At 65.8% G+C, this 26,085-nt stretch carries 28 protein-coding genes; 13 read left to right on the forward strand and 15 right to left on the reverse strand.

All coding sequences use genetic code 11. The annotated features are described in order from the left end of the window. Positions 1-94: 94 nt before the first annotated feature. The 3 genes from H5397_RS18835 to istA all read right to left on the reverse strand — a co-directional run bounded on the left by H5397_RS18835 (position 95) and on the right by istA (position 4,958). Positions 95-2,836: a TrlF family AAA-like ATPase gene (locus H5397_RS18835; protein ID WP_182816767.1), complete on the reverse strand. Its 2,742-nt coding sequence runs from the start codon at positions 2,834-2,836 to the stop codon at positions 95-97. A gap of 92 nt (positions 2,837-2,928) precedes the next feature. After that, positions 2,929-3,729 carry an IS21-like element helper ATPase IstB gene (istB, locus tag H5397_RS09080; protein WP_182816769.1) on the reverse strand — a complete coding sequence of 267 codons (801 nt, stop codon included), beginning with the start codon at positions 3,727-3,729 and terminating at the stop codon, positions 2,929-2,931. Continuing rightward, positions 3,729-4,958, reverse strand: a complete 1,230-nt coding sequence (gene istA / locus H5397_RS09085) for an IS21 family transposase (RefSeq protein WP_182816889.1) — start codon at positions 4,956-4,958, stop codon at positions 3,729-3,731. The genes istB (H5397_RS09080) and istA overlap by 1 nt, the downstream gene beginning before the upstream one ends. A gap of 132 nt (positions 4,959-5,090) precedes the next feature. Here istA and H5397_RS09090 point away from each other — a divergent pair, with 132 nt between their 5' ends. Next, complete coding sequence (locus H5397_RS09090) at positions 5,091-6,272, forward strand: IS30 family transposase (RefSeq protein WP_375539427.1); 1,182 nt, start codon at positions 5,091-5,093, stop codon at positions 6,270-6,272. 590 nt (positions 6,273-6,862) lie between these two features. On the opposite strand, the gene H5397_RS09095 is transcribed toward H5397_RS09090, so the two are convergent. The 4 genes from H5397_RS09095 to H5397_RS09110 form a co-directional block, all read right to left on the reverse strand. After that, positions 6,863-8,323: a PolC-type DNA polymerase III gene (locus H5397_RS09095; RefSeq protein WP_182816771.1), complete on the reverse strand. Its 1,461-nt coding sequence runs from the start codon at positions 8,321-8,323 to the stop codon at positions 6,863-6,865. 615 nt (positions 8,324-8,938) lie between these two features. Continuing rightward, positions 8,939-9,166, reverse strand: coding sequence for a DUF2188 domain-containing protein (locus H5397_RS09100; protein ID WP_182816772.1), 228 nt, complete (start codon positions 9,164-9,166; stop codon positions 8,939-8,941). Positions 9,167-9,940: 774 nt separating this feature from the next. Continuing rightward, positions 9,941-10,744 (reverse strand): IS21-like element helper ATPase IstB, encoded by an 804-nt coding sequence (gene istB, locus H5397_RS09105; RefSeq protein WP_182816774.1) that lies wholly within the window; start codon positions 10,742-10,744, stop codon positions 9,941-9,943. Continuing rightward, the gene (locus H5397_RS09110; protein WP_182816893.1) at positions 10,741-11,577 is read right to left on the reverse strand and encodes a hypothetical protein; all 837 of its coding nucleotides are present in this window, start codon (positions 11,575-11,577) and stop codon (positions 10,741-10,743) included. Before H5397_RS09110 ends, istB (H5397_RS09105) begins: the two co-directional genes overlap by 4 nt. A gap of 250 nt (positions 11,578-11,827) precedes the next feature. Between H5397_RS09110 and H5397_RS19115 the strand changes: the two genes are divergently transcribed. The 4 genes from H5397_RS19115 (at position 11,828) to H5397_RS18840 (ending at position 15,920) form a co-directional block, all read left to right on the forward strand. Further along, positions 11,828-12,667, forward strand: a complete 840-nt coding sequence (locus H5397_RS19115) for an ABC transporter permease subunit (protein ID WP_375539428.1) — start codon at positions 11,828-11,830, stop codon at positions 12,665-12,667. A gap of 10 nt (positions 12,668-12,677) precedes the next feature. Beyond that, complete coding sequence (gene erm, locus H5397_RS19120; protein ID WP_375539429.1) at positions 12,678-13,517, forward strand: 23S ribosomal RNA methyltransferase Erm; 840 nt, start codon at positions 12,678-12,680, stop codon at positions 13,515-13,517. A gap of 626 nt (positions 13,518-14,143) precedes the next feature. After that, the gene (locus tag H5397_RS09125; RefSeq protein ID WP_182816780.1) at positions 14,144-14,530 is read left to right on the forward strand and encodes a DUF3846 domain-containing protein; all 387 of its coding nucleotides are present in this window, start codon (positions 14,144-14,146) and stop codon (positions 14,528-14,530) included. 208 nt (positions 14,531-14,738) lie between these two features. Continuing rightward, positions 14,739-15,920, forward strand: coding sequence for a DNA polymerase III subunit beta (locus H5397_RS18840; protein ID WP_182816782.1), 1,182 nt, complete (start codon positions 14,739-14,741; stop codon positions 15,918-15,920). A gap of 716 nt (positions 15,921-16,636) precedes the next feature. Here the strand turns inward: H5397_RS18840 and H5397_RS09135 are convergent. Continuing rightward, the gene (locus tag H5397_RS09135) at positions 16,637-17,218 is read right to left on the reverse strand and encodes a hypothetical protein (protein ID WP_182816784.1); all 582 of its coding nucleotides are present in this window, start codon (positions 17,216-17,218) and stop codon (positions 16,637-16,639) included. A gap of 279 nt (positions 17,219-17,497) precedes the next feature. On the opposite strand from H5397_RS09135, the gene H5397_RS09140 reads away from it, so the two are divergent. The 7 genes from H5397_RS09140 to H5397_RS09170 all read left to right on the forward strand — a co-directional run bounded on the left by H5397_RS09140 (position 17,498) and on the right by H5397_RS09170 (position 21,541). After that, positions 17,498-18,031: a hypothetical protein gene (locus tag H5397_RS09140; protein WP_182816786.1), complete on the forward strand. Its 534-nt coding sequence runs from the start codon at positions 17,498-17,500 to the stop codon at positions 18,029-18,031. After that, the gene (locus H5397_RS09145; RefSeq protein WP_182816788.1) at positions 18,028-18,276 is read left to right on the forward strand and encodes a hypothetical protein; all 249 of its coding nucleotides are present in this window, start codon (positions 18,028-18,030) and stop codon (positions 18,274-18,276) included. Before H5397_RS09140 ends, H5397_RS09145 begins: the two co-directional genes overlap by 4 nt. After that, entirely contained in the window at positions 18,264-18,752 is a 489-nt protein-coding gene (locus tag H5397_RS09150) for a hypothetical protein (RefSeq protein ID WP_182816790.1), read from the forward strand. The genes H5397_RS09145 and H5397_RS09150 overlap by 13 nt, the downstream gene beginning before the upstream one ends. 62 nt (positions 18,753-18,814) lie before the next feature. Beyond that, positions 18,815-19,189: a hypothetical protein gene (locus tag H5397_RS09155; RefSeq protein ID WP_182816791.1), complete on the forward strand. Its 375-nt coding sequence runs from the start codon at positions 18,815-18,817 to the stop codon at positions 19,187-19,189. After that, positions 19,186-20,004: a hypothetical protein gene (locus H5397_RS09160; RefSeq protein ID WP_182816793.1), complete on the forward strand. Its 819-nt coding sequence runs from the start codon at positions 19,186-19,188 to the stop codon at positions 20,002-20,004. The genes H5397_RS09155 and H5397_RS09160 overlap by 4 nt, the downstream gene beginning before the upstream one ends. Beyond that, positions 20,001-20,717, forward strand: a complete 717-nt coding sequence (locus H5397_RS09165) for a hypothetical protein (RefSeq protein WP_182816795.1) — start codon at positions 20,001-20,003, stop codon at positions 20,715-20,717. The genes H5397_RS09160 and H5397_RS09165 overlap by 4 nt, the downstream gene beginning before the upstream one ends. After that, complete coding sequence (locus H5397_RS09170; protein ID WP_182816797.1) at positions 20,714-21,541, forward strand: phosphoadenosine phosphosulfate reductase family protein; 828 nt, start codon at positions 20,714-20,716, stop codon at positions 21,539-21,541. Before H5397_RS09165 ends, H5397_RS09170 begins: the two co-directional genes overlap by 4 nt. A 12-nt stretch (positions 21,542-21,553) precedes the next feature. Here the strand turns inward: H5397_RS09170 and H5397_RS09175 are convergent, their stop codons facing one another. The 3 genes from H5397_RS09175 to H5397_RS19125 form a co-directional block, all read right to left on the reverse strand. Further along, positions 21,554-22,033 (reverse strand): hypothetical protein, encoded by a 480-nt coding sequence (locus tag H5397_RS09175; RefSeq protein ID WP_182816799.1) that lies wholly within the window; start codon positions 22,031-22,033, stop codon positions 21,554-21,556. A 152-nt stretch (positions 22,034-22,185) separates the two neighbouring features. Next, the gene (locus H5397_RS09180) at positions 22,186-22,503 is read right to left on the reverse strand and encodes a hypothetical protein (protein WP_182816801.1); all 318 of its coding nucleotides are present in this window, start codon (positions 22,501-22,503) and stop codon (positions 22,186-22,188) included. Positions 22,504-22,555: 52 nt separating this feature from the next. Next, positions 22,556-23,062, reverse strand: coding sequence for a WhiB family transcriptional regulator (locus H5397_RS19125; RefSeq protein WP_182816803.1), 507 nt, complete (start codon positions 23,060-23,062; stop codon positions 22,556-22,558). Positions 23,063-23,165: 103 nt separating this feature from the next. Between H5397_RS19125 and H5397_RS09190 the strand changes: the two genes are divergently transcribed. After that, the gene (locus H5397_RS09190; RefSeq protein ID WP_182816804.1) at positions 23,166-23,591 is read left to right on the forward strand and encodes a hypothetical protein; all 426 of its coding nucleotides are present in this window, start codon (positions 23,166-23,168) and stop codon (positions 23,589-23,591) included. On the opposite strand, the gene H5397_RS09195 is transcribed toward H5397_RS09190, so the two are convergent. From H5397_RS09195 to H5397_RS09210, 4 genes are all read right to left on the reverse strand, one after another. After that, positions 23,588-24,067: a hypothetical protein gene (locus tag H5397_RS09195; protein WP_182816806.1), complete on the reverse strand. Its 480-nt coding sequence runs from the start codon at positions 24,065-24,067 to the stop codon at positions 23,588-23,590. The genes H5397_RS09190 and H5397_RS09195 overlap by 4 nt on opposite strands. Before the next feature lie 53 nt (positions 24,068-24,120). Beyond that, the gene (locus tag H5397_RS09200; protein WP_182816807.1) at positions 24,121-24,612 is read right to left on the reverse strand and encodes an A24 family peptidase; all 492 of its coding nucleotides are present in this window, start codon (positions 24,610-24,612) and stop codon (positions 24,121-24,123) included. Positions 24,613-24,737: 125 nt separating this feature from the next. Further along, the gene (locus H5397_RS09205; protein WP_182816809.1) at positions 24,738-24,875 is read right to left on the reverse strand and encodes a hypothetical protein; all 138 of its coding nucleotides are present in this window, start codon (positions 24,873-24,875) and stop codon (positions 24,738-24,740) included. Beyond that, positions 24,872-25,768: a hypothetical protein gene (locus tag H5397_RS09210; protein WP_182816811.1), complete on the reverse strand. Its 897-nt coding sequence runs from the start codon at positions 25,766-25,768 to the stop codon at positions 24,872-24,874. The genes H5397_RS09205 and H5397_RS09210 overlap by 4 nt, the downstream gene beginning before the upstream one ends. Positions 25,769-26,085 lie beyond the last annotated feature (317 nt).

A 26,085-nucleotide genomic window follows, 5' to 3' on the forward strand; every position in this document is an offset into this window, starting at 1 on the left:
CAGAAGGGTGCCAGTTGCGGACGTTCGCCCGAGGCCCCTGTCAAGATAGGACGTCTCTCCCTTGCACGGCCGAGAGGAGGGTGCATGGCGAGCTTTAGCCGACGAGCCGGCTGAACCTAGTGCGGATAGCCTCCTCGCCGCCCTCAAGGATCAGACAGACGCTAGACCGCACGGCCTCAGTCTGAAGAGTCCCGGACGCCTCGATAGCAGGTAGATGCTCCCCATGCTGAATCACTAGGACGTGCTCCGCGCCGGACGTGACGACAATGTTCGCGTTGTGGGTCGAGATCACTAGCTGGCGGTTCCGCTTGATGCGCTTGAGGGTTTCTACTGCCAAGTGCTTGATCAGCTTGTTCTCGAGATCGTCCTCTGGTTGGTCAAGTAGAAGCGGCTCGTCGCCCATCTGCAAAATCACCGCGAGCAGTGCGGCGGTCTTCTGGCCGGGGGAGCCTTGATCGACGGGGGTGAAGTTGTTGCTTCCCTCAGGCTTGTACTCAACCGTGACTAGGTCTTCCGGAAACCAGAGCAGAATGCTCGTCTCGAGGTCAAAAGTCTGGTTGTCACCGGACCGTCGATGAAAACGTGCGTCGATGCGGACGCGCTTCGCAATGTCCGACTCGGCGCCGCGGTTGACCAAATCTATCAAGGACGCCTTGAACGCAGGAATACTTGAGGTCGGGAACGTGGGGCTCTTGGGTTGGTCGTCGAATAGTGGTTTTGGGATCCCTTGGTCTTCAAAGGCGGAGTCGAACGAGTCTGGGCGATTCAGAATCCTCCGCAGCTCTTCTCCCACATTGGCGATGGCGCCCTGATGGAACACGCGCACGCGAGTACGTTCTGCGCCGGCAGTAAGCCCTGCAACGTAGTCGAACCGCCGCTGATGAAGCTCCTTGCGCTTTGACGCGAGTTGAGAAAGTAGATCGCAGAGCACATGCTCTTGGGTGGAGAGCCTGGCGGCGATGTTCTCAAACTCAAGCAGTTCAGCCTGCAGGTCCTTCTCTTGCTTGCGGTAGGCAGTGACCTGATCAGCGGACAGGCGATGCGGCTGATCGGTCTGTGAGGTAAGCCAGTCACTGAGTTCCTCAATGCGCGCAACCCACTGCGGCTGGGCGGAGCCCTGTTGCCATTCGAGCGCCGAGCCGTCCAGCTGGGCGACTGCCTGGTCGATGAGTCCTGCCGCCGCTGTGAAGCTGTCGATGCGCGCTCCATAGCCCGGAAGGTCCCCTTGGGTGCTGGCAAGCGAACGAAGGGCAGTCGCCTGCTCCTTCAGCCGTTCAGCAAGACCTTGGGCTTCCTCCTCCGTGCTAGTCGCGCGGCGCACTTGGGACTCGTTCGCTTCGAGTTCCAAGTAGCGCGGGTCGGCCCTCAACTCCGCCAGATGACGCAGCCGCCCCTGCACCTCCTCGAGCCGTCCCTTGAGTCGATCGGCTCGGTCTGTCTCTGTCAGCAATTCCCGAAGGTGCTCACGGGCCTTGCGAAACTGGCTCTCAATCGCCAAGTACTCCTCGGTCCATTCGGCCTTTCGGATCTCTTCCATGCGATCGACGATGGATAGAAAGCTCTGAGGCTGCCGAGCGAGTTCATATATCTGCTTCTGGCTGAAAACCTGGATTGGAGCGCGGTCTGAGGCGAAGCCCGCCTGCGACTCCCAGCCCGACTCGGTCTTGGCCTCCACTCTTGGTTCCTCTGGATCGGCGCCCGACCAGACGATTCGAAGGGGCCGACCGTCCTTTACGTACCGCACCTCGATCGCGGATGAAGCGCTCCACCATTGCTGTGCACGTTCACCACCTGGGATGAACCGCTGGAGTTCAGAATTCAAGGCCGTATCGAGGAGATCCCCGCTACGACCCATGGCCAAGCGTATCAGTTCCAGAATCGTCGACTTGCCGACGCCGCGTCCCCCGATCAAGCAGTTCATCCAGGGGTTCAATCGGAAGGTTCGAGTGGTGCCCTTGTGGGTTATCAGCACACGATCTATGTAACCGTGCAGCACCTCATTCGGGTCCGCGTTTCCGCGTCGTCCTCGCGTCACCGACTCCTTCGCGTCAGTCAGGGCGAGGCTGAGGCCCTTGAGGTCGACTCGCTCCGCCTTGATCCAGGTGAAGTGAGACCCGGGAAACTTCGCATCTTGACCGGGGGGACATCCATCCGGGGTCAAATGATGCGCATCAGAACCTAGCAATGCAACCCATCCGTTGGCCTTCGCCTTGGGCACATTATCATCGTCAACTACCTCAACTGCAGCGATTCCCGACTGCTTGATCGTGGGTAGGTCGAGCTCGGATCGAGTGAAGATTCCGGCATTCTTGTCGCTGTGTGCAGGTACGCAAATACCTCCAGCTTGCTGGATATGTCTCGCGGCATCTGAAACTGTTGCATTCGCGGTTTGGGTGCTAGCCCCCCTCGTGCCAAGATAGTTGCATCGAGCTATCACGTCGCTTATTATTTCGGCGGGCGTCTCTGGGTCAAAGATGCCGAGCACATGCACACCTCCGGCGACGGTCAGTTCAACACCTGGGAATAGGACGAGTTTGGGAAACGACGGGTCCTCCGACTGCAACTCTGCGAGCGCCCTGCGCGCCGGCTCGATTCCCTCGTGGGTATTGTGGTCGGAGATGACAGCGCCGTCGACGCCTGCCTCGACATACGCCTTCACCCATTCTCTAAAAGAGGGCTTATCGCCTTCAGTGTCATGGCCCTCGGCTCCGCCATAATCCCTCGACGCTGGCGAGTGAGCGTGAACATCTACTTGCCACCACCGAGCACCTGGGCTCTCGCCAGCCTCTTGGGATCCGGATGAGGCGAGGTCTGGGGTATCGACCAGTGAAGTCATACCCCAGATGTTGGCACATGAGGCTGTGTCGACAACGCTCGAATATGAGGCCGATCCGACGTTCGAAATTGAGGCCACCGGTTCGTCGAGTCCTAGTCTGCCGCGTCTTGGGTTCTGATGCTGGGCAGGGTGTCGATCCCGCGGTTGCGTAGCCGGTAGCTGGCGCCCTTCAGGGTGAGGACGTCGGCGTGGTGGACGACCCTGTCGATCATCGCGGCGGCGACGGCCTGGTCGCCGAATACGCCGCCCCAGCCGCTGAAGGGCAAGTTGGACGTGAGGATGAGTGAGGCGTGTTCGTAGCGGCTGGACACGAGCTGGAAGAACAGGTTCGCGGCGTCTTGCTCGAAGGGCAGGTAGCCGACCTCGTCGACGATGATCAGCCCGTAGCGCCGCAGCCGGGTGAGTTCCTGGGGTAGTCGTCCGGCGCGGTGGGCGTCGGTGAGTCGGGTGACCCACTCGGTCGCGGTCGCGAACAGCACCCGGTGGCCGTGATTCGCGGCCGCGATGCCAAGGCCGGTGGCCAGGTGGGTTTTCCCGGTGCCCGGCGGGCCGAGCAGCACGACGTTGCGGGCTTCGGTGAGGAACCCGCCGGATGCCAGCGCGGCGACCTGCTGGCGGACGGCGGGCTGGGCGTCCCAGTCGAACTCCTCGATTGTCTTGCGTGCGGCGAACCCGGCGGCGCGGATCCGCAGTTGGGCGCCGGATGCGTTGCGGGCGGCGACCTCGCGGTCGAGGATCGCGGCGAGGTACTCCTCGTGTGTCCAGCCGGCATCCCTGGCGTGGTCGGCCAATCTCGCGGCGGCTTCGGTGATCCGGGGGGCCTTCAACGCTGATGCCAGGTAGGTGACCTGCTTGAGAGCCTCGGTCGCATCGGTCTTCGTCTTGCCCGCCATCAGGCCACTTCCTCGCCGTCGACAGGGCCGTCGATGAGGCCGAAGGCGCGGTCGTAGTCGGCCAGGTCCCGCACCAGCTCCGTGTGCGGATCTGGTGCCGGCCGGGGTCGCTGGAACTGCTCGCGCAGGACCTTCGCGGCCGCAACGTGGGCGGGGTCGGTGATCGTCATGCCGCGGGCCCAGACCCGGTCATGGGCAGCGACCAGGCGTCCCTCGTGGCGGACCTCGACGCGGGTCAGGTCGGCGGTGACATCGACGAACCGGCCGATCACGCCGGGGTCGACGGAGTAGTCGTTGCTGTCGATGCGGACGTAGTAGTCGCGTCCCAGCCGGACCCGGTTGACCCAGCCCACCGCCGGTGGCACCGGCGGCAGCGGCAGCATCGCCGCCCGATCGGCGTCGAGCAGCTCGATCGGCCGTGCCTTGATCGTGCGCACGATCCGGGCGTTGGCGATGGTGAGCCACTCGCCGAACTGGGCGTCGAAGTCAGCCGGGGACTCGAACTCGCGGCCCGGCATGAAGGACGTCTCGAAGTAGCCGTTCCTGCGTTCCACCACACCCTTCGATTCAGGGTCGTTCGGCTTGAGTCGCTGCAACGTCGTGGCCAGCGTCCCGGTGAACGCACCCACGCCTTCGGCATGCCACTTCCCGCGGCCGATGCCTGACTCGTTGTCCCAGATCAGCCGCCGTGGAACCCGTCCGAGCAGCTGCAGCAGCATCCACATCCCCAGCAGCAGATCGGCCGTGGTCCGGGTCGGGATCATCCGCCCAACCATGAACCTGGAGTGCGCAGCGGTGATCACCAGAACCGGCAGCAGCGTCCTGGTGCCGTCCTCGAGCGGGATCTTCTTCGGCGGGAACCACAGGTCGCACTGCGCCGCATCACCAGGCAGCCAGATCAACCGGTCCGATGGGTCGACCGGCCGGTGATCAGGCCGCAGCCGTCGGACGTTGTCGCGGAACCAGCTGATCGATCCGGTCCAGCCGACCCGCTCGGCGATCACCGTCGCCGGCATGTCCGGCGTCGTGACCAGCAACTGCCGCACCGCCGGCTCGAACGGCGTGAACGATGTCGACACCGCCGGCCGCTCGTACTTCGGCGGCCCGTCCGAGGCCACCGCCCGCGCCACCGTCGACCGCCCAATGCCCAGGTCCCGCGCCACCTGCCGCTGCGGAACACCGTCCGCGACCAGCCGCCGGATCAAAGCCCAATCCTCCACAGAGATCACCCATCCAATCTGTCTGGGTGGCCTCGTTTTCGACCGGGTGGTTTCCAGTGGTGGTTGCAATGGAGCTGACCAAGGGAGGTTCTGTTGTCGACTCGTCGGATCAAGAAGGGCCCGGGCCGGCGGCCGTTGTCGTTGGCGCGTCGTCGGTTCATGGAGTTGCTGGCCCAGGGGTGGGCGTTGCGCGCCGCATGCCGTGAGGTCGGGGTCAGCCGCAGCACGGGCAACAACTGGAAGCACGGCAGCAAGGTGAAGCTGAAGGATGGCACGGTGAAGTTCGTGCCGCCCTTGGAGCCGTTGTCGACCCGGGTCATCTCGCCACGGTTCCTGTCGGAGGCGGAGCGGATCACGATCGCTGACCTGGCCAGCCAGGGTCTGGGGCCGACGGCGATCGCCGAGCTGATGGGACGCTCACCCTCGACGATCAGCCGGGAGTTGCGCCGCAACCTGCATCCCAGTGGCCAGTACCGGCCCTTCCACGCCCACGCGGCGGCAGCGAGCCGTCGCCGTCGGGTGCGGACCACGAAGCTGGAAGCAGACACCGAGCTGCACGCGTTCGTGTCGGACAAGCTCCAGCAGAAGTGGAGTCCCCAGCAGATCAGCCGCGCGTTACGGCTCGCACATCCTCACGATCCCGGACGGCGGATCAGCACCGAATCGATCTATCTGGCCTTGTACCGGCCCGGTGTCGGCTTGATGACCGCGCCCTCGCCGTTGCGGACCGGCCGGGACCAGCGTCGTGCCCACTGCCGTCAGGTCCGGTCCCGTCGCCGGTTCGCCCAGCCGATGATCAGCATCCACGAGCGCGGCTTTGACCCCACCGACAGGGGTGAGCCGGGCCACTGGGAGGGCGACCTGATCGTGGGCCCGCACCACCGCTCAGCGATCGGCACCCTGGTCGAGCGCCAGACCCGCTACGTCAAGCTGCTGCACCTGGCGAGCCAGGACTCCCTCACCCTGTGCGCCTCACTGGCCGCGGCCCTGGGGCCGTTGCCGGCGGGACTGCGGAACAGCCTGACCTGGGACCAAGGCACCGAGATGGCCCGCCACCTTGAACTCACCCGAGACACCGGAATCCGGGTCTACTTCTGCGATGCCGCGAGCCCGTGGCAGCGGGGCAGCAACGAGAACACCAACGGGCTCCTGCGCCAGTACTTTCCCAAGTCCACTGACCTGTCCCAGCACAGTGCTGGCGACCTCGCCCGCGTCGAAGCCGAACTCAACCAGCGCCCCCGACGGATCCTGGAAGACCGCACCCCAGCCGAGCTGTTCAAGGCTCTGCTAGCCTCCCAGAATCACCCTCCTCCATTGCGATGACTGCTGGAAACCACCCCGTCACTATGGCCTCATTTTCAAGCGTCGTCGACAGGCTGATGCCCGTGCGATATTCAATAGGGCCAAGCCGCGCTCGACTTGACTGGAACGAGTAGCACTCGCCGTCATCGTTCAGCGCGATCATCGGCAAAGTAGTGATGACATGCCCGTCTGGCAGCAGCCCGCTCCTAGCGCCTCCACAGGTCAGTGGGGGAGTTGGTCGGTTGGCACGGTGTGGGCAGGGGAGCCGCAGTACCTACAGACTGGTGTAGCTGGTCGCGGCGTCATCGACGGCTCCACCCTTGGGATGCCCTCGGATTGTTGGAGCTAGTCTTGCGATGCAGGCTGGCGACCACTCATCCAGCCCATGGGGGACGCGCAATGGCCTCTGGCAAGGCATCTCGTGCGTGTTTCCATCGGCATAGGTGGGATGCAGCGGACTCCCAGCGCGGAGTGGGGCCCAATAGCGTTCACAAAGAGCACCCCGGTCGCGTACGGCACCGGGTGCGCGGCGAGCGTGGACCAGCACCCCATTCATGCGGCCTTATGGCCCAACCGCGATCGAGAACATGCTTGGCCGGCCGCGGCGGCTCCTAGCTCTGCTGCCCTGCCGGGAGTTGGGGACAGCGGGGTCGATAGTGACCGGGTTCGCGACAGTAGCCGCACCGCCGCGAACGACCAGCAGCATCCGTGGCGGGTGAGGAATCGGGAGTGGATGACGACAATTCCGCCTTCGCCGGCGTTGGGAAGAGATCGTCAAAGTAGTCGGCACTGCCCAGCGCCGCCGCAGCCCGGTTGAGCGAGATGAGTTCGTCAGGTGTCAAGATGTCGTCCGCGAAGGAAGCTTCCCGAAGCCCTTCCAGGAATCGCTCATTGAGGAAGCGCACCTGGGTGGCCCCAAGACCCCCTTGACCGGCGATTCTCGCCAGCTGCTTAGCTTCGTCGCCGACGATCTTGCCGTCGGACAGCGCGATGCTGAGGGCCTCAAGGTAATGATCGGCGACGTCATCGACGATGTCGTCTGCGCTGATAGGGAGCCGATCCAACAACGTGTTCATCCAGCCAACTTCGCCCTTGCGCAGGGTTGCGGCTCGCGTCACAACCCTAGGAGCGGCCACGCCGCTCCGCTGGTGCTGGTAAGGCCGGACCGGATAGGCCAAGGGGCGGTCCTGCTTGTCCAACATGATGGGCAGCAGCCGGGCGATCGTTCGAACGTCACCCAGGGCTGTGTGTGCGTCAACGGACCCGACCTTGTATTGGTGACCCAAAGAGCCGAGCTTGTAATTGGGCGCCTCCAACGTGCTGCGGCTCAGCCACAGGGAACAGAGCGCTGGAGCCTGCAGACCTTGGTAACCAGCTCGGCCCAGTTCGGCCCGAAGAAACCTTTCGTCAAAGCTGGCGTTGTGGGCGACGACGACCGACCCCTCGAGTCGAGCAAGAAGCTCGTCGGCAACCTGTTCGAACCTCGGCGCTTTAGCGACCGCCTCATTCGTGATGTGATGGACGAACACTGGTCCCGTGTCACGGTCGGGGTTTATCAAGGTGGTCCACTCATCTTCAATCCGACCCTGCCCATCGGTGCGCACCACCGCCACCTCGATAACTCGGTCATCACCGTCTGCCGCGAACCCGGTGGTCTCAACATCCACGATGGCAAAGGGACCGGAGTGCTCGAACGCCCCGCCGTGGTCGGCATAGCCAAACGAGATCCCCGACGGACTGTAGGTGGCTCGTGACCCCCGTTTGTGCTTGCCGGCAGGCGCTCGCCCAGACGCTGGTGAGCGGTCCTGGACAATCACCCGTACGGGAGGCTCAGCGTCGGGATCCGGCAAGGACGGGCGGCTCTGCAGGTCTGGCTCGCCCTTGCGTTGTGAAACACCCAAGAGCGACCGCAGGTTCTTCACGGCGATCCACAGCGAGAAAGCGGCCAGGACCGCACCAAAGATCGCGGCGGGTGTTTCCTGACCAAGGAGGAGGACTGCCATAACGATCACCATGAACACGCCCACGCCGCCGGCAAGAACAACCACGATCCACCCAATGGTGCGACGCATGCGCTACGACTCCTTCATGCAGAGGTGAACTCACTCGCCTGATTCTTGGTCAAGCTTAAGCTTGTGGCCGCCTCAGGCGGAATTCATCGTAAATGAGTGACGACCGCCGCCGCCTCCGGCCTCTGTCGATGACACGCACATCGGCGGACGCGCGACTCTGGGCATGACAGCGATGTCACGCACATCGGCATGTGCGTTATGTCGCACCCTTGCCAGAGCTGACCTCACGGTGCGCTGTGCAGCACGCGAGTTGAGATTCGTTGAGCCGACTCGGCTCACTCTCACTTTCCGACCGGAAACCGGTTTCTACTCTCATCGACTCTCAGTTTCCGGTCGTTACTCTCACTTTCGCACCTACCGGACAACGATGTCCGGGCGGGACGAAAGTGAGAGCGTTCCTGCGCTGGTCGGCGCGATTCTGCGAGCGACGGCGCCCTTGGAAAGTGAGAGTGCCGCGCGCTGACGGCGGCATGAGCGCGAGCTGCGCACGGCGAACTCGCCGACCTGACAAGACCGGCAAGGCCCGCTCGGCAGGGGACGCTGCCCGGCGCCGGCAAAGCGGTCAGCTTTGATGACGACGGTCGTCGACAAGCTCGACGCCAGACAACGACTGTTCTACCCCGGGATGTTGCGAGGATCGTTGCCGGGCGAAATCGTGTCCTTCGCGCGGATCGATCCGTCGCGCCCGTGGATGTTCAACTCCCCGCCTCCCTGGTTCCCCAGGTAGTCGCGAGCAGCATCGATTGCCTCCCGTTGCGTGCTGTGCACGGAGGAGGCCCGACTGGCGCCTTCCTTGCCAGCCGCCCATCCATCGGGACGCGGTGTGATGTGGTAGTTCGGCATCTGGATTCAGCCTTTCGTCGAGTTGGAACAACAGTTGAGGGGAGTCCGCCTGGACCGCCCGGAAGTTGCACTTCGGACGGTTCAGGCTGCTGTCAACGCCCCTGCCTTACCTCAGGTTGAACGTCTTCCCGCACTTGCCACACCCGATGAGTCCGGGGCTGTACCCCCCGATCAGGAACTTGGTGTGGCAGTAGGGGCAAGTGACGGTGTAGCCGCCGGGCCTGCTCTTCATATCGGATTCCTAACTGGGCCGAGGCCCGCTCATGGAACCTGTACGAAGCCTCCCCGGCTAGCGCAGTTGCTGCTACCCTCGCGCTTGTCACCCTGCAAAGTGAGCACGAGAGCCCGGATCGGCGATGAGCCCGATCGCGGGCTCTTCGTGTTCCACCGTCCATTGTCGCGTACGCGCCGACAAACGACAAGGCTGTAACTACTACATGTGGTGCCAATGTTAGGTTTCTGTCACCACATGTAGTGGTTCAGATGACATGGCTGAGTCAGCCCTCCGTTGGACTGGGAACGCGGCGGCGTTCGAATAGCATCGCATGCTGAGGCCATTGCCATGTCCTCAGTGGCCATCCTAATATTCGAACAGATCGAAGGCAAGCATCTCCCGCTCCCGGCATGTCGCAGCCGCTGGCGGCGGGATCGCACGAAGAGCTAAGGCGCTGTCCCGCATCCGCTCCTCGGCAGGACCGCCCGCCCCTGGTGCGGCAGATCCGTGCGGACATCGGGTATCTCGGCCAGGACTACGACGAGCCCGCACTGAGTATGTCAACTCGACTTGGCCCCATCGGGACGGTTTGATTTGGCCCCACTCGTGACGGTTCGTGTGTGGGCGAGTCGGTAGCTGGTGGTGCCTGTTTCGATGATGGTGCCGTCGTAGGTGAGGCGGTCGACGATGGCGGCGCAGAGGCGGGGGTCGGTGAAGGTCTTGGTCCAGCCGCTGAAGGGCTCGTTGGACGCGATCGCGATCGAGTTCTTCTCTTCGCGTTCGGTGAGGACCTGGAAGAGGAGTTCGGCGCCGCGGCGGTCGAGTTCGAGGTAGCCGAGTTCGTCCAGACAGAGCAGATCGACCCGGCCGTAGCGGGCGATGACTTTGGTCAGGGCGCGGTCGTTGTCGGCTTCGGCGAGCTCGTTCACGAGCCGGGAGGCGAGCACGTAGCGGACCCGGTAGCCGGCTTCGGCGGCGGCGGTGCCGATCCCGATGAGCAGGTGGGTCTTCCCGGTGCCGGAGTCACCGATGAGGCATAGCGGGCGGCCCTTGGCGATCCAGTCGCCCTTGGCGAGGGTGTTGATGACGGCCGGGTTCAGGTTCGGGTTGGCGGTGTAGTCGAGGTCGTCGAGCCGCTTGGCGCGGGGGAAGCCGGCCTCGGCGACGCGGCGGATGCGGCGGCGCTCGTCGCGGTCGTCGCACTCGGCGAGGAGTAGTTCGGCCAGGAAGGCTTGGTAGGAGTGTTGCTCGCGGACGGCGACCTGGGCGGCTTGGGCGGCCCGGTCGCGGATGGTGGGTAGCCGTAGGGTGCGGCAGGCGGTGTCGATCGCAACGTCGACGGCCTGGCTGGTCATGGTGGTCATCGGGTTCCTTGGGTGAGTAGCTGGTCGTAGACGGCAACATCGGGAAGGGGTCGGGTGTCGGCGGGGTAGGCGATCCGGCCGTCATCGCCGACCAGACCCAACTGCGGGCGGACCGGGTCGGTTTCGCCGGCGCGGCGGACCTCGACGGCGACGGCTTCGGGGGCGAGCGCCCCTGCAGCGAGGGCGGCCTCGAGGCCGGCCAGGACCTGGGCGTGCGGGTAGGTGCGGTGCAGCAGCAGCGCCTCGACGAGGGCTTGGGTGCCGGTCTTGTCGCCGTACCTGGCCTTGGCCGCGGTCCAGTACCGGTCATGGGTGGTGGTGAACACGCCGGCCTTGCGGGCCTGGACGAGGGCGGTCGCGCCGGGCAGCGCTCCGGGCTTGTAGGCGAGCACCTCCAGGTAGTGGTCCAGCACCAAGGTGACGCTGCCACGCACGGTGGACCGCTCGTGTTCGGCCACCTGGCGGGGTCCGTCGTAGACGAGCACCTGGGTGGCGCGCAGCAGCACCCGCAGTTGTCGGCCGACGTAGCGGACCGGCACCGAGTACTGGCACTGCCGGACCGTGACCCGGGCGTGGCGGTCCACTCGCGGACGCAGGCTCAGCCCGGTTTCGAACGGCTCGACCGGCAGCGCTCGCAACAAGGCCTGTTCGACGGCGAAGTCGTCGGCGACCGTGGTGGTGCGTTGTCCGACTCGGCGGTGGTCGTCCTTGCGGTCGCACCGGGCGAAGTAGGCGTTCAGCTCGGCGAGGGTGTCGACCTTGGGCATGGGCACGGTGTGGGTGCGGCGGAACCGGCCGCCCTCGCCCGGGGTTCTCGCCTTCGACCAGATCAAGATCCTCACCAATGGTGGCCCCGGAACGGCATCAGAGGTGGTCGCTATCTACGTCTACCGGCAAGCCTTCGTTCTCCGCGAACGCGAGTTGGCCTCAGCCGCGACCTTGGTTGCTTGGGCCATCACCGGTCCCATCATGGTCGTCCTCGTTCTGTGGCAGCGCGCCAGGGAGCATGAGCCGGAGGGCGAAGCGGTGGGGATGCGGATGGGTGAGTCACGCTCGGTGGCGCGCCTGCTGCCAGGGTCACTGATGACACGGCCCTTGTCGACTGGCGCCTTACTCGGATGGCTCGTGCTCTCTGTTGGGCCTCTTGCTATCATCTGCCTTGGGGCGGCTAGTGAGCGTGGCTCGCTAGTCTGGGGAACGAAGGTTGGCTGGGTGCAACTCCAAGAGAATCTGGCCTTGGCGTTTCGGGGTCCACCCTTCGGCGAGGGCTTCTGGAAGTACGCGACGAACAGCTTGTTGATCGCACTAGCGGCTGCCGCGATATCGCTGACCTTGGGTTTCATGGCAGCATATTGGCTCAGATACGTGACTGGTGTTCGACGCCGGCTAGTTTTGGGCGTCGTAATTATGGCATTTGCAATCCCGGGGATCATGGCTTGGATTCCTGCCCATGAACTTGCTTCCCGGATTGGCGTCTTAAGCCAATCGTGGGTCTTGACTATTCTTTATGCTGCCGGGCTCGCTCCAATGAGTGTCATTTTGGCAGACGCCGCTCTCCGGAGCATCCCTCGGGGCGTCCTGGAGTCAGCCAGTCTTGATGGGGCATCCGTGGGACGGAGTTTTCGCCTGATAGTGATCCCTGGCGTGCGCTGGCAGGCCATCGCCGTTGGCACGATTTTGCTCCTGCAGTGCTGGAGCGAGTTCGGCCTTGCTTCTGTATTGCTCCGAAGGCAAGAAGTCCAGACGCTACCTGTTGCAATAAGTCAGTTTCGAGGTCAGTTCCAAACGAATCAGGGGGGGGAAGCGGCTAGCATCGTTCTCTCGGTAGTATGCGTGCTGGTACCGGCTTTAGCCGTGTCGTTGATCGCATGGGGTCGGTCAACTTACGACGGATGGGAGGAGCGGAGGCGTGCGGAAGGGTAGGCTGCCACCTGTGCACGGTGTTCGAGGGCGTGGCCAACGCAGGCGAGTTTACTCTCAGAACTTCCTCCCCGAAGGAAGCCATGTCATAGATGACTTGATCTCACTGTCGGAGGTCCCCGAGCATGCCTTGATTGTGGAAATCGGGGCTGGGCGTGGCGTGATCACAAAGAAGCTCGCGGAGTCCGGTTACCAAGTGCTCGCGTATGAAATTGATGACACGCAGGAGAAGGTTCTCGAATCCTCGCTGAAGGGGATGAAGGACGTGCGGGTCGTGTATCGCGACGTCTTGGGGTGTAGTCCGCCGCGCCAACCGTTCCACGTTGTGGGGAACATTCCTTTCGGGGTGACATCAGGAATCCTTGATTGGTGCCTTCGCAGTAAGTTTTTCGTGAGTGCCACCGTACTGGTTCAATTGGAGTACGCGAGGAAGCGGTCGGGTTACGCCGGACGCTGGAGCAAGCGGACGGTTGAGACTTGGCCCTGGTACTCATGGACGCAGTTGGGGACTGTCCCTAGGAAGGAGTTCCAGCCCGTGCCAAGCGTTGACGCTGGAGTCTTGCGGATCGCTCGCCGGGACGAGGCACTGGTCCCAGCTCCGAGCCGCCCGCACTACCAGCGACTCGTAGCGCTCGGGTTCAGTGGGAAGGGGGGAACGCTTTACCACTCACTCGCCACCCAATACCCGCGGGATCGTGTCTTGACGGCGCTGCAGCGCGCTGGCGTCAGGCGAGGGGTTGTCGTAGCGTTTGTTTCGCCTGAGCAGTGGATCTCTATCTATTGGTCTCTAGTCGGAGAGCGGACCGGCAGGGCGCCCCGTGCCACTCGGTCCCCCGGTCACAAGCCGAGTTAGTGATGTTGACGCGGTGGAGTTCTCAGCCAACCATGGTCAGTGTCGCTTGCCAGCGTGATGGAATGACATGGTCGCGGTCCTCAACGGCAGAGAGTGTGGCAACTCCTGATCCTGAGGGCCTCGACCCCTACCTCAGCAGATCATCCCCACCCGGCGTGTCGGCACCCACCCCCACCGCAAGTACGAAGAGCCGGTTTGGTGATAGCCCGCAATATTCGGCATGACTGCGGCGTCACGCTCATCGGCATGTGGGTGAGCTCACGACCATCAACCTCGACGACCGCTACTGGGCATGACAGCGATGTCACGCACATCGGCATGTGCGTTATGTCGCACCCTTGCCAGAGCTGACCTCACGGTGCGCTGTGCAGCACGCGAGTTGAGATTCGTTGAGCCGACTCGGCTCACTCTCACTTTCCGACCGGAAACCGGTTTCTACTCTCATCGACTCTCAGTTTCCGGTCGTTACTCTCACTTTCGCACCTACCGGACAAACGACGCCACCGCCCTCAAGATCCTGGTCACTCCGGATGGGGTGATGGGGGGCGAGGCCGGCTCCCTAGTGTTGGTGTCACCACCCAGCGGTGAGTCCCCCTCACCCATTGAGACCAAGGAGGTCTAGGCCCATGGCCCGCACGCTCACCATCACCACCGACGGACAGGTCCGCATCAACGACTGGCCCGGCGACGGCCAGCTGCTGGATCACCTGTACGCCGAGATCGAGACCGATCTCGTCACCACCGTCCCCCTCCCCGACGGCAAGACGATGTGGGCCGACGACGAGGCCCTGTTCAAGCCGGACCCCCAGATCAACACGCTCGGGGTCAAGCTGCTGGGCACGTGGGGCGAACTCGTCAACTACGTCTACGGCACCGTCGTCATCGACGGCGGCGTCACCGAGGAGGGCGAGTCGATCCCCCTGACCGACGAGGAGGCCGAAGCCCTCCGCGCCCGGCTCGCCGAGCTCGCCCTCCAGCCCCTGCCCGAGCTGGTCGCCCCCAGCTGGTTCTGAGGCCCGCACAGAGGTCCCGCGCCCCCGGCAGGCCATGAGCCCCGGGGGCGCGGTTGCGCGCAAACCACCACCCGCCGCCCCCTGGTGGTGGTCCTCCCTGCCAGATCGCCCGGGATGGGGTGATCTGGCAGGGAGAGGACCTGACACTGTGGGGGCATCCCTGGGGACGCTCACATCCCGTCCCCGCTGACTCCCGAAGGAGAACATCGTGACCACGACCGTCACCGCCGGCGTCCAGACGCTGGCCACCTGCACCCTCGGTGCAATGCGGACCGCCCTGACCGCGGCCGGCCTGTCGATCGACACCCGCCCCGCCGCCCCGATCCTGGCCCACGTGCACATCGCCACCGCTGGCGGGCGACTCCGCGTCTCGGGCACCAACTTCGACACCACGGTCACCGCCAACGTCGCCGACGCCGTCGTCGTCGACGACGTCGACCAGGTGTTCGTGGTGAACCACGCCGAACTCCTGGGCAACCTCGTCGCAGCAGCCAAGGGCGACACCAAGCGCGTGGCCGACGCCCAGCAGGTCTCCCTGTCCCGCCTCGAGGACGGCACCATCGCCCTGGGCGTGGCCGGCTTCCAGCTCCCCCTCACCGCGGGTCGACTCGACGACTACCCGAACCTCCCGACGATGCCTGACCCGGCACGCTTCTGCGAGGTCGACCTCGACCTGCTGCGCGACCTGACCGCACGCTCGGCCGTGGCCGTCGGCAAGGACCAGCTGCTGCCGATCTTCACCGCCCTCAAGGTCACCCTCGACCAGGCGGGGCTCCACATGGAGGCCACCGACCGCTACCGGATCACGCGCGGCACCATCCCGATCACGACGGGGCAGGCGACCAGCACCACCCTGGTGCCGGCCAAGCCCTTCGCGGCTGCGCTGAGCAAGATCACCGGCTCCAGCGCCTTCATCGCGGTCCTCGACGACGCCACCCTCGTGCTGACCATCGGTCACGCCACGATCTGGCTCCGAGCCCAGGACGGCGAGTTCCCCAACCTCGACAAGGTCCAGGCCGTGGGCGACAAGGTCACCTTCCAGCGTGACGCCCTGGTCAAGATCCTCACCAAGGCAGCCCACTTGTCCCTCAAGGGGGACCCGCGAGCCGCCCTGCGCCTGGAGATCCACCCCGACCACATCACCCTCTACCCGAGGACCCGGGACGCCGAGGCCATCGCCGGCGTCGACGTGCCGGCCCACGCGGAGATCTCCGAGCCGTTCTCGATCGGCTTCAACCCCGCCTACCTGCTCGACATGCTCGGCAGCCTGCCCGACGGCGACCAGGTCACCCTCGTCGCCACCCCCGGCGGCCGCCCCGGCGCCTGGCACACCGAGGAAGCCAACCACTTCCACCACATCATCATGGGCATGCGACTGCCGAAGCCCTGACCCTCACCCCAAGGCCGGGCGCTCGAACCAACGGGCGCCCGGCCTTGGCCGTCCCCAGGCGCGCCCAGCAGCCACCCGGCGGCGCGCCGCGGAGTTGGCGCGCCCACAGCTGTCAGGTGATTTGCGAGTTCCTCTGTGAGCTTCGTCAGGTTGTGGCCGATCTTGGCCGGGTTGCGAAGGCGTTCATCCACTTTGGCGGGGAGGAGGTCAGGCAGCATGTCGCCCTGCTGCCGACGGAGTGCGCAAAGGTCCCTCCGAACGAACGAGACCATGGCGGACTCGGCGACACCGCGGCACCCCGCGTCGTCGGAGACGACCTTGGCTGCCAGGTCCCACGGGCACCGGATTCCCGGCACATCCGGCAGCAACGACACGAAGGATGCGCCGCGACGGGGACTCCTGACACGGCCATCAACTGACATGTCGAGGCCACTCTGGGCAGCACAAAGTTGTGGCCGTAGACTCGGCCATAAGGATCGTCCCTTCGAGCTAGAGCACTGCGAATCAGGGACCGGGTCCTCAGGGTGACGTCGTCCGGCATGGCGGCGTCACTCGTCTTTGTGGGCCCAACCCCTTGATCGACGCCGTGACCAACGCGCGTTCCCTCCACCGGTGGTGCCAGGACCACCCAGGATGGGGTGTCCTGGCACGCGAGGTGCACGTGTGGGTGGTGGGAACGCTGCTGCGCTCCCACCACCCACGTCCCCACCCCGGGACTATTCCTCCTCCTCCACCTCCCAATCAGGCGTGTAGTTGCTGATGGCGGAGAAGATGTCGGACCACTCGATGCTGTCCTCGGCGGCGTCCTGCGAGCGGGCGCTGATCGTGACGGTGGCCCGGATCACGACCGACACATCGAAGTCCTCATCGCGGAGGATCGGCAGCCCGAACTCCTCCATGAGGTCGTCATACACCCCGCAGAAGCCGTGCTCGTTGGCCACCTCGCCGGCTCGTTCGGCGATGGCCCGCTTCCACGACTCGAACTCGCCTGCCTGCGTCCGCTGCATGCTGACGGTGAGAGCCAGCGCGTTCAACGCCTTGGCCTCCTTCTCGGACGGGCCGTCGCCCTCGGGCAGCGACAGGTTGGCAGGGTGGAAGGTCACCTGCTGCACCCCCCGCACGTCATCCAGCACGGTCGCCGTCACCAACGGATTCTGGGGCAACTGCGTGTCCAGCGTCAGCCAGACACCAACGACCGGCTCGGGGCGGCCACCGATGTGGACCCGCTGGCCCAGCTTCACCAGCGTGTTCATGCCTCCCGCCGTGATGCGGGACTGGGGAAGGGTCATCGTCGTCATTTCGGGGTTCTCCTTCGGGAGTCAGAGGGACCGGGTTCTGAGTCGGCCCCAAGTGGGTAAACCCATCCTCTCAAGGCCATTGGCCCCTCCCTCACCCCGGATGGGGAGAGGGAGGGGCCAACCGGTCACACCCAAGCACCTGTTCTTGGTCAAGGGAACGTCGACCGAAAGGAGGTGAGCGGGTTGGATCCGGTGAAGGCGGCCTACGACGCCCACGTTGGGGGTTCCTGCGAGGGCGCCGGCGGACGGTGTGCGCGATGCGCGACACCCAGTTCGGCGGTGGTCCACGTCCGTGACGTCGTGTCGCCCACCTTCACCGGATTCGACTCGTGGCGGGACCCCCGCGGCACGCTGCTGTGCGCCCCTTGCGCGTGGGCCTACCGGACACCCCAGCTGCGAACCCATTCCCACCGGATCACCACGACCCCGAGCTGCACCCAGCTGACAGCCCTCCAGGTGTGCCAGGTTCTGGTCGCCGGCGCTCTCCCCGCGGACACCGCGCTCTCGGTACCCCTGCATCCCGGACGCAAACACCTGGTCCCCGGCCTGCAGTGGGGCACGGTCCGGATCGACGACACCAACCTGTCCTGGACGGCCGCGGACGCTGAGCGCCTCGTGGTGATGAGGGATCTCCGCCGGCGAGGATTCGGCGCCCGTGCCCTCACACAGCCCAGCCCGGCCTGGGACATCTTGCGTCGTCGTCCCGCCGACGAATGGCAGGGCATCCAAGACCAGTTCGCCCAACTGCACCCCTGGCGAGTAGCCCGAGCATGGCTCGCTCTCGGAGTCGCGATCACGAAGGAGAACACGTGAACCTGACCATCACCGCGGCGTTGCGGCCGTCGCGAACCACCACCGGAGCAACCCACCTGGTTGTCTCCAGTCCCGCCGTGCCCGGTTCCTCCCCCGATACCGCCTCGGGGGAGGCGCTCTGCGGCCAGACCACGGTCGCTGCGGCGTCCGAGGTCGAGGTTTGGGATGTCGACTGCTGCGAGTGTGTGCAGCTCGTCGGCCCCTACCTCGAGCTGCCCGGATGGGAGTCGCCATGGATCCGGTGATGCTGCTGGCCACCGCCGTCGTTGTGGCCGCAGGAATGGGCCTCATGCAGTGGACGTACGCCCACCAGGTCCGCGCGCTGCGCGAGCTCCTCGCCTGCACCAACAACGACCCCGTCCTCCTCACCGACCCGCACGTCCGTGACGCTGCGCGCGAGGCCAGGCGCCTCCTGTCCATGCCCTCCCCGGCGGTACCGAATCAGTCGGAGCAGAAGCATCTCAACACGTTGATCCTCGGCCTCAAGGCAGCCATGGAGGAGGCCCGCTCCACCATCCGAGGCTGGCAGGACGCAGACAGGGCAGCGCTCACTGAGGAGATCGCCAACGCCGTGTTCTCCGGCAACGTCGACGCCTTGGATCCCGACTTCTGGCGAGCGATCCAAGCGGTAGACGACACGGCGCTCACCCTCTCTGAACGTGATGCTGCGCTCGACCGCGCCTTCGCGTCCCTCGCCCACTCCCAGGGCGGTGCCGAGTGAGCAGCGTGGAGACGAGAACCCCGCGACCCACCGACAGGTGGCTCGCCACGACCTCGGGGATCATGCCCCCGCTGGAGGGCCCCGAAGGCACAGCAGAACGGCTGCTGCTGCTGTTGCACTACGGCATCGACTGGGAGAACGGGTGGGTGGGCAACTACCGAACGACGTACTGGGACCGCATCCTGCCCGACCGCGTCGTCGTCGCCACCTACTTGGCGCCGAGCCTGCGCACTTGGTGGGACCAGGTCGCCAACGATCTGCTCTCGGCGCCGCGAACAGCCCACGAGCGGGCCGAACTCGCCAGTCTCCTGGGGGAACCGTCCCTGCCCGTCATGAAGGCTCTGCGTGAACAGACCACCGCCCTGCTCCTCCGCACGCGCATCGTCGCCGAGACCGTCAGGTCGACCCGCGCACCTCGAGAAGGAAACACCCCATGAGTTCCATCACGTGGACGGGCACGGCAACGGCCCGCACCTCCATCAGCCACGGCGGTGAAACCCGAGGCCTCATCTCGATGCTGCGCCGGGAAGCGATCATCCAGCCGGACGGCACCACCGCCATGGTGCCGATCATCTCGGGCAACAGCCTCCGCGGCCGCTTACGCCGCACCGGGGAAGAACTCCTGCGGGACGTCCTGCACTACGAAGGCCGGCTCTCGCCCGCAGCAGCCCACGCACTCCGCTCCGGCGGCGCCCTCGCCAAGACCGCAGGCGAGCCCCTGTCCGGCTCGCGCCTGGCAACCCTTCGGGCACTGATCCCCCACGTCGGCGTGTTCGGCGCCGCGGGTGGCGGCCGGATCATCGACGGCTGCCTCCAGGTCGGCAAGCTCATCCCTCACGTCATCGAGACAGCGCACCTCACCGGACATCACGCCACGGCCACCGCCTTCGACGTGATCCAGGTCGAGACCTACACCCACGGCGACGAAGCCAACGACCACGACGCCGTCACCGCCGCCACCGAGGAACCAGACAGCCAGCAGATGATGTTCCGCGTCGAGACCTTCCGGGCTGGCCTCACCTTCGACGCCCAGATCCACCTGCAGCGGCCCACCGACCTCGAGGCCGCCTTCTTCGCTGACGTCCTGGCCACCTACCGCCGACGCGCCCTCATCGGCGGGCGAGCCGCCATCGGCCACGGCCACCTGCACCTGACCCTGGAACCCAGCCGACCCGCGCCGAGCGCCGACTGGCGCAACCACTTGGCCAATCACGCTGACGAAGCCCTCAGCGCCTTGGAGTCGTTGCGATGATCCCCCTCGTCGTCACCGCGCGCATGGCCACCGGCATCGCCCATGCCTCCCCCTGGACGCCGGCGCTCGACGGGATCCTCGCCGCCGAACTGTGGCACGAGACGAAGCGCCACAACCCCCCAGCCACCCCAGCACTGGACGCCGACGATCCCCCAGACATCGACCTCCCCCTGGCGCGCTGCACCCCGACCCACGGCCCCTGGCACTGGGCGGCAACATGCGCGTGGCCAGACCCCGTGCCAGCCACCCCCGAGATCCACACGTGGACCGGCCGGGTCGACCACCGCGCCCTCGAGCACCTGGCCACCACCCTCCCCAAGATCATCTCCGACAGGCAGGGCCGCTATCGGGCCCGCTGCATGCCCTTGATGGTCACCACCTGCCGAACCCTCACCTGGCACGCCATCGGAGATCCCGAGGCGGTCAGCGAGATCCTGAGCGGCGTCCGCGCGATCGGGAAGAAGCGATCCCAGGGAGAGGGCGTCGTCCTGGAATGGAACGTCGCCCCGTCGGACCTGGACGCCTTCACTGCGGCCCACCTGTACCCGACCGGCCGGCTCGGACGACCCACGCCACCGGGCTGCCTCACCACCCGCCCCGACCTCAAGGAAGCCTCAGCCCTCGGGTACGCCGGCGTCCGACCGCCCCATATGCACCCCAGCCGGTTCCACGACCTCCACCTGCCCGCCCCGATCACCGTCGACGACCGATGACCAACAACCCAGGGTTGGACCTCGCACAACTGCAGGCCCTACGCACCCTCCCCCACAACCTGGACCAGATCCGCGATCGGATCGCTGACCACCTGGCCACACACGACGGCTACGTGGCCCTGTCCGGCGGCAAGGACAGCCTCGTCGTCCTGCATCTGGCACTCCAGGTCGACCCCAACGTGCCGGTCTGCTTCTTCGACTCCGGCCTGGAGTACCCAGAGACCTACACCTTCCTGGCTGACCTCGCCGACGCCTGGTCGGTGAAACTCCAGCTGATCCCCGCCCGGATCAACGCCCTGCAGCTCCTGGTCGACGACGGATCCTGGGACCACCGCGCCCCCGACCATCCCGGTGGACCCAGCCTCGGCACCGTGCACATCACCGAACCGGCGCGCATCGCCCACGAACGCCACGGCGACGGCGAACTGTGGGGTGTCCGAGCCGAAGAGTCCCGCGGCCGCGCGATCGCCTACGCGCGAGCCCTGGCGGCCGAGACAGCGCGGTCCTGCGCCGGTACCTGCCAGAACCGAAGGTCCACCCACGGGGGTGTCATCCGGCGCGTCGATGGGACCGTGGCCTACGGGCCGATCTGGAACTGGAAGACCCATGAGGTCTGGGCGTACCTCGCCCGCCACCACGTCCCCAGCAATCCCGTCTATCGCAAGCTGCAGGACCTCGGTGCGCCGGAGCACTTCCAGCGGATCTCGAACGTGTTGGACGCCAACCGCCTCGAGGAAGGCCGCGCAGCGTGGCTCAAGCGAGGCTGGCCCGACCTGTTCGAGCGGCTGCGTAGCGTGCTGCCCCGTCTCGGCGAGTACGTGTGAGGGACTGCCCGCTCACGATCCAGACGGCCGGCGGGGACGTCGCTTGAGAGCACGCATCAGCCGCTCAGCAGAGTTGCGGGCCCGCCCCCACAGCTCGACGTCCACGTCACGGGCCACCAGACCTGCCTCGTTCGAGGCTGTCTCGTGCTCATAGATCGCCCGGATCAGGCGTCCGGTCACGGAATCGACCAGGTCATCGTTGCCGAGCTGCTCAACGCCGCGGTCAATCCGCTGGAGCGCGTGTTCCGCTCGTCGACGGAAGTCCTTGGCCTCGGCATCGTCGGGGTTCGTCCTCAAGAAGGAGTCGACCTCATCGAGCCATCCCTCGACCAAGTCCCCCACACGGTCGGCCAGATCGCCAGCCAAGGAGAGGGTCCGCCACAGGTTGGCCCAGGTCGCCCGTCCGAGGGGCGAATCGTCGTGCCGGATCAGGTTGCCGCGCACCAGCTGGGCGAACTCGTCATCGGGCAGGGCGCGCAGCCACTCGGTCAAGGGTGCCGGCGCAGCAGTGTGCGCCTCTGCGAACCCGGACCACGGGTGCTTGGCTGAGCTCACGGCACGTGCGCCTTTCGTTGGATGTCAGCCCTCATTATCGCGGAGTCGGTGCAGATGTCCGAGCCGGCAGAGTCTCGTCCTGGCGTGTGTCAGCCCTGAACGATGATGCGCGGCTGCGCACCGGGCGGATAGACATCCGCCGAGGTGGCCTCGTCCCCGCGGGCGATGCCGACCGACGTGGGGTGGATGACCAGGCTTGCGTCCTGATGACGGCACAGGAGTCCGGCGATCTGCTCGGCCGCCACCGTCAGGTCGCGGTGTGGAACGGAGGTGACGTCACCGTCGGCGAACTGGAAGCCCTGGTTGCCCATGGCGGCCCAGGCAACGGTTCCCGCTGCGGTGAGGAAGCTGATCCGGTCTGCCAAGCGCCCGCTGCTGCCGTCGAGCGGCCGAATGTTGAACTTCATGCGAGGGGGTCCTTCGAGGTGGGGGGTGAGGCGATTCTAGGGCGGGCCGGCGCTACACGGACGTGCTGGCCGAGGCCCGCTGCTTGGCACGCCTGGCTGCTGATGCCGCGAGGCACTCATCGCAGCGGCAGCCCCGCTTCCGGTACCACTGCGCGCTCCCCCAGCCTGGGGCGTGGAGGGGCTCGGCTCGGCGAGCCCGCTCGGCAGCCTGCAGGACATCGGCGTACTCGAGGCTGGTGTTGCCGGCAGCCGTCATGGCCTCTCGGTCGGCGCTGGTCGTCCCGGCCCAGTAGCCGGAGCTGCCCGACACGATCGCCCAAGCGAGGCACTCAGCCCGTCCGGGGCAGGATTCGCACAGGGCAGCGAGCCGCGGGGGAACCACAGGCCGCTCTCGGTCCTCGGGAACCCACTCGTCGGGGTCGGTATCGGCGCACGCCGGCGAGGTGATCCGGCGCCAGAATGAGGAAGACCCGGAGGCGGCCGTCAAGGAAGGCGCCTCCAGGTCACCCTGGATGTTCTCAGTGGGGCCAGTGTATCGGTCGGGGGTCGAGTTCGTCATGATTCTGCCCTTCAAGGGATCTCCGGGCGGGGGGTTGAAGTCCCGCTATGCCTGACAGTATCGGAAATCCATCACGATTTGGCAACCCTTAGGGTGGGTGGTCATGCGCACGTACACCTACGCGGAGGTCGCAGCGCGCCTGGCGCAGGCGTTCCCTGAACGCCCCGCCCCCGCGGTCAACACACTGCGCAACGCCGTCGCCCGCGGAGCGACCCGAGGTGTGGCCGGCGGTATACCGCAGCGCCTCAACGGGCCCGACGCACCGGAGGCCCTGTTCGACGCTGACCAGGTCGACGAGTGGATCGAGCACACCCATCCGTGGTCGGTCCGGCGGCAGGTCGTTGCCCTGTGGGAGCGGGGTGCCCAGGAAGAGGCGCTCCGGCTCGGCCGCCGAAGCGGTCTGTCCTGGGACGACCTAGCTGCCGCGCGAGCAGCCGCAGGTGACGCTGCGGTGTCTGGTGAAGCGCTACGGAAATCGTGGGTGCGGCGCTCCCAGGAGAGGTGCTCGGCGGGGTCAGAAGACCACTAGGACGCTGCGGTGGCGCGACACTGGAAAGCGACGTCATCGGAGAGGTGTCGGCACTGCAGTGGGCCCTGTTGCGGCACATGCTGCGCTCGCGTGAGCATCATCGTGACTACCCCGTTGGTACCGGTCACCAGGTAGCACCGATAGCCGACCAAGGCGAACAACGCATTCAGGTGGAACAGGCCGCCCCTCAAGTGCAACATCACCAACAGGGCGGTCAGCCCCAGGGACACGACTGATGCGGACCCCGCGTTGTCGATGAGTAGAGCCGGGGCAATGGGCAAGAGGCTGGCGAAGGTGAAGGCGTAGACCTCCGTATCCCGCCGGCGGACCGAGGTGCTCTCGATCGGGGTGGCCTGTCGACGGCCCAGCGATGCGACAGAAGCAACCGTCAGAGTGACCGATACGGCGCCGCAACCTGCGAGCACCCAAGACCAGAGCCCGAGCTGGGGGTGCAGGATCAGGGCGAGCAAGAGCAAGGTGGGGGGTGAAGGCCGACAGAGACAGCCAGGTGCTGGACAGGAATCGCATGTCAGATCAGCACTGCGACCAGCGCGCCGACGACCATGGCGGGAGCGTAGGGCATGTGCTGGGAACGGTCGCGGCCACGCGCCAGCAGGACGATCGCCCCCACCGCAGCCAGGATCACGATCCCGAGCAGGCCGCGAACCGCGACCCAAGGCCCGAACCAGCCCAGCAGCAGGCCGACCGTGGGGGCGAACTTGACGTCACCCATGCCCATGCCGGCAAACAGACCCAAGACGCCGAAGAACAGGCTCAGGCCCAGGGCCCCCAAGGCTGCGACGCCCAGGCGATCCCATTGGTCTGAGGTGGCCGCGGCGAGACCGAGGATTCCCACCATGCCCAGGAGAGCCAGCGCGTTGAGGCGGTTGGGTACGCGCTGGACGTCGACGTCGATCCACAGCGCCACCAGCCCGACGAGGGCGAACCACCCCACAGCCAAGCCATCCCAGCCGCTGGGCAACAGCAAGCCCACCGCTCCCCCGCCGACGGCAGCAGCCAACGGCCACCACCTGGACGGCAGGGGGCGTTGTTCGTCCTCGTGCCGGTACGCGCCGCGCCGCAGCCACGACGCTGTCAGCCCAGCAGCCAGGGCAAGGCCCAGGGCGGCCGCCCACTCCTCCGGGGTCACTGCGCGGTGGGCGCGGGATCAACCTTTCGCGGCTGTGCCGTTCCCAGCTTGATCCAGTCGGGCAGCGTGATGTCGACCCGCCCGCTGGGCAGGTCGAGCTTCGTCGTCTGGTCCTTGTTGGTGTTGTCGGTCATCGTTCTTCTCCTGGTGTGATGTCTTCCATCTGGATGACGACGCGCTCGCCCCGTCGTCCGGTTCGGTCGGTGTAGGCGACCTTGGTTGTTCCGGTTACACGCCACAGCATGCCCCGCGGCAACAGGTGGCCGGTGTCGTCAGCTCCTTCCGACTTGCCCAGGTAGATCCCCCTTCGGGTCTTGAGCTCGAAGCAGGCGACCCTTCCCGCGGGATCTGGGAGCTGACTGGTCTCGTGGAGCTGGTGGCTCGCGCCGGTGTAGCGGTCGAAGGCGACTTCGTCTCCCGGCTGGAACTGCGACTGGGCGAACGGAACCAAGCTCGAGCGGTTGATGTAGGCGGGCATCTCGACGTTGGCGTAGAGGACGTGTCCTCGGTCGTTGTTCGACTCGTACGCCTGGATGGCGCGATCGACCCGTTTGACGAAGGCCCTGTCGCCTTCGGTCATGCTGTCGATGTCGGACGTGTTCTCGGAGAGTTGGTCGTTGATCTGCTTCCATGACTGGGGCGAGCTGGTGATCCTGTCCAGCGCGTGGAGCTGCGCCTTGGGCAACGACTGCAGGGTCGCATGCTTGGTCCGTGACCTGGCCTTCATCTGCCGACCGGACACCGGAACGCGAATGGCATCAAGCGAAGCCAGCTGGCGCTCCTTGAGAGGGTGGCCCAACGCAGCGTTGCTCTCTCGTGGGAAGATCCTGGCACGGTCCCGTTGAGCCCGGGTCAGGCCGGACATCGCTTCGGTCATCGTGTCCAGCTCGCGCAGGCCTTGACGGGCATCCTCCCTCGCAGCCAACTCCCCCACCTCGACAGCGACAGCACGCTTTGCGGCCACGCTCGACTGCCCGCGATCAGCCTCCAGAGCTCCTGGTAGGCCCTTGCGACCCTTCTTGCTCATGGATGTCCCTCCTCCAATCTCCCTGTCTGTTGGCGACCCAACGGGTGGGCACCGCTTCACCTCAGAACAGGTGAGGAACTGTGACCACCCCCACCCATTGAGGTAGTTGGGCGCAATAGTGGCCCGCAGTAGTAGCCCCCAATAGTAGGGCCAAATAGTGAGTCCCAATAGTGTGTGCAAACTACTAGGGGCAAGTAGTGGGGCAACGTAGTGCGGCGCAATATGCGGGGACGTAGTGGGGCCCAATAGTGGGGGCGTGCCAAAGTAGTGGGGCGCAGTAGTGGGGGGCAGTAGTTGGGCGTTCCTCGGTGGGGCAG

Origin of the sequence: Propioniciclava sp. MC1683, from assembly GCF_014164675.1 — a bacterium.
Taxonomy (GTDB): Bacteria; Actinomycetota; Actinomycetes; order Propionibacteriales; family Propionibacteriaceae; genus Propioniciclava.

Excerpts from the sequence above, each read along its gene's own strand:
- H5397_RS09160 (WP_182816793.1), top strand. The coding sequence starts at position 19,186 with ATGAGTTCCATCACGTGGACGGGCACGGCAACGGCCCGCACCTCCATC.
- H5397_RS09155 (WP_182816791.1), top strand. The coding sequence starts at position 18,815 with ATGCCCCCGCTGGAGGGCCCCGAAGGCACAGCAGAACGGCTGCTGCTG.
- H5397_RS09210 (WP_182816811.1), bottom strand. The coding sequence starts at position 25,768 with ATGAGCAAGAAGGGTCGCAAGGGCCTACCAGGAGCTCTGGAGGCTGAT.
- H5397_RS09205 (WP_182816809.1), bottom strand. The coding sequence starts at position 24,875 with ATGACCGACAACACCAACAAGGACCAGACGACGAAGCTCGACCTGCCC.
- H5397_RS09100 (WP_182816772.1), bottom strand. The coding sequence starts at position 9,166 with ATGCCGAACTACCACATCACACCGCGTCCCGATGGATGGGCGGCTGGC.
- H5397_RS09150 (WP_182816790.1), top strand. The coding sequence starts at position 18,264 with ATGGATCCGGTGATGCTGCTGGCCACCGCCGTCGTTGTGGCCGCAGGA.
- istB (WP_182816769.1), bottom strand. The coding sequence starts at position 3,729 with ATGGCGGGCAAGACGAAGACCGATGCGACCGAGGCTCTCAAGCAGGTC.
- H5397_RS09125 (WP_182816780.1), top strand. The coding sequence starts at position 14,144 with ATGGCCCGCACGCTCACCATCACCACCGACGGACAGGTCCGCATCAAC.
- H5397_RS19115 (WP_375539428.1), top strand. The coding sequence starts at position 11,828 with ATGACACGGCCCTTGTCGACTGGCGCCTTACTCGGATGGCTCGTGCTC.
- istB (WP_182816774.1), bottom strand. The coding sequence starts at position 10,744 with ATGACCACCATGACCAGCCAGGCCGTCGACGTTGCGATCGACACCGCC.
- H5397_RS09165 (WP_182816795.1), top strand. The coding sequence starts at position 20,001 with ATGATCCCCCTCGTCGTCACCGCGCGCATGGCCACCGGCATCGCCCAT.
- H5397_RS09180 (WP_182816801.1), bottom strand. The coding sequence starts at position 22,503 with ATGAAGTTCAACATTCGGCCGCTCGACGGCAGCAGCGGGCGCTTGGCA.
- H5397_RS19125 (WP_182816803.1), bottom strand. The coding sequence starts at position 23,062 with ATGACGAACTCGACCCCCGACCGATACACTGGCCCCACTGAGAACATC.
- H5397_RS09190 (WP_182816804.1), top strand. The coding sequence starts at position 23,166 with ATGCGCACGTACACCTACGCGGAGGTCGCAGCGCGCCTGGCGCAGGCG.
- H5397_RS09095 (WP_182816771.1), bottom strand. The coding sequence starts at position 8,323 with ATGCGTCGCACCATTGGGTGGATCGTGGTTGTTCTTGCCGGCGGCGTG.
- H5397_RS09170 (WP_182816797.1), top strand. The coding sequence starts at position 20,714 with ATGACCAACAACCCAGGGTTGGACCTCGCACAACTGCAGGCCCTACGC.
- H5397_RS18835 (WP_182816767.1), bottom strand. The coding sequence starts at position 2,836 with ATGACTTCACTGGTCGATACCCCAGACCTCGCCTCATCCGGATCCCAA.
- H5397_RS09135 (WP_182816784.1), bottom strand. The coding sequence starts at position 17,218 with ATGACGACGATGACCCTTCCCCAGTCCCGCATCACGGCGGGAGGCATG.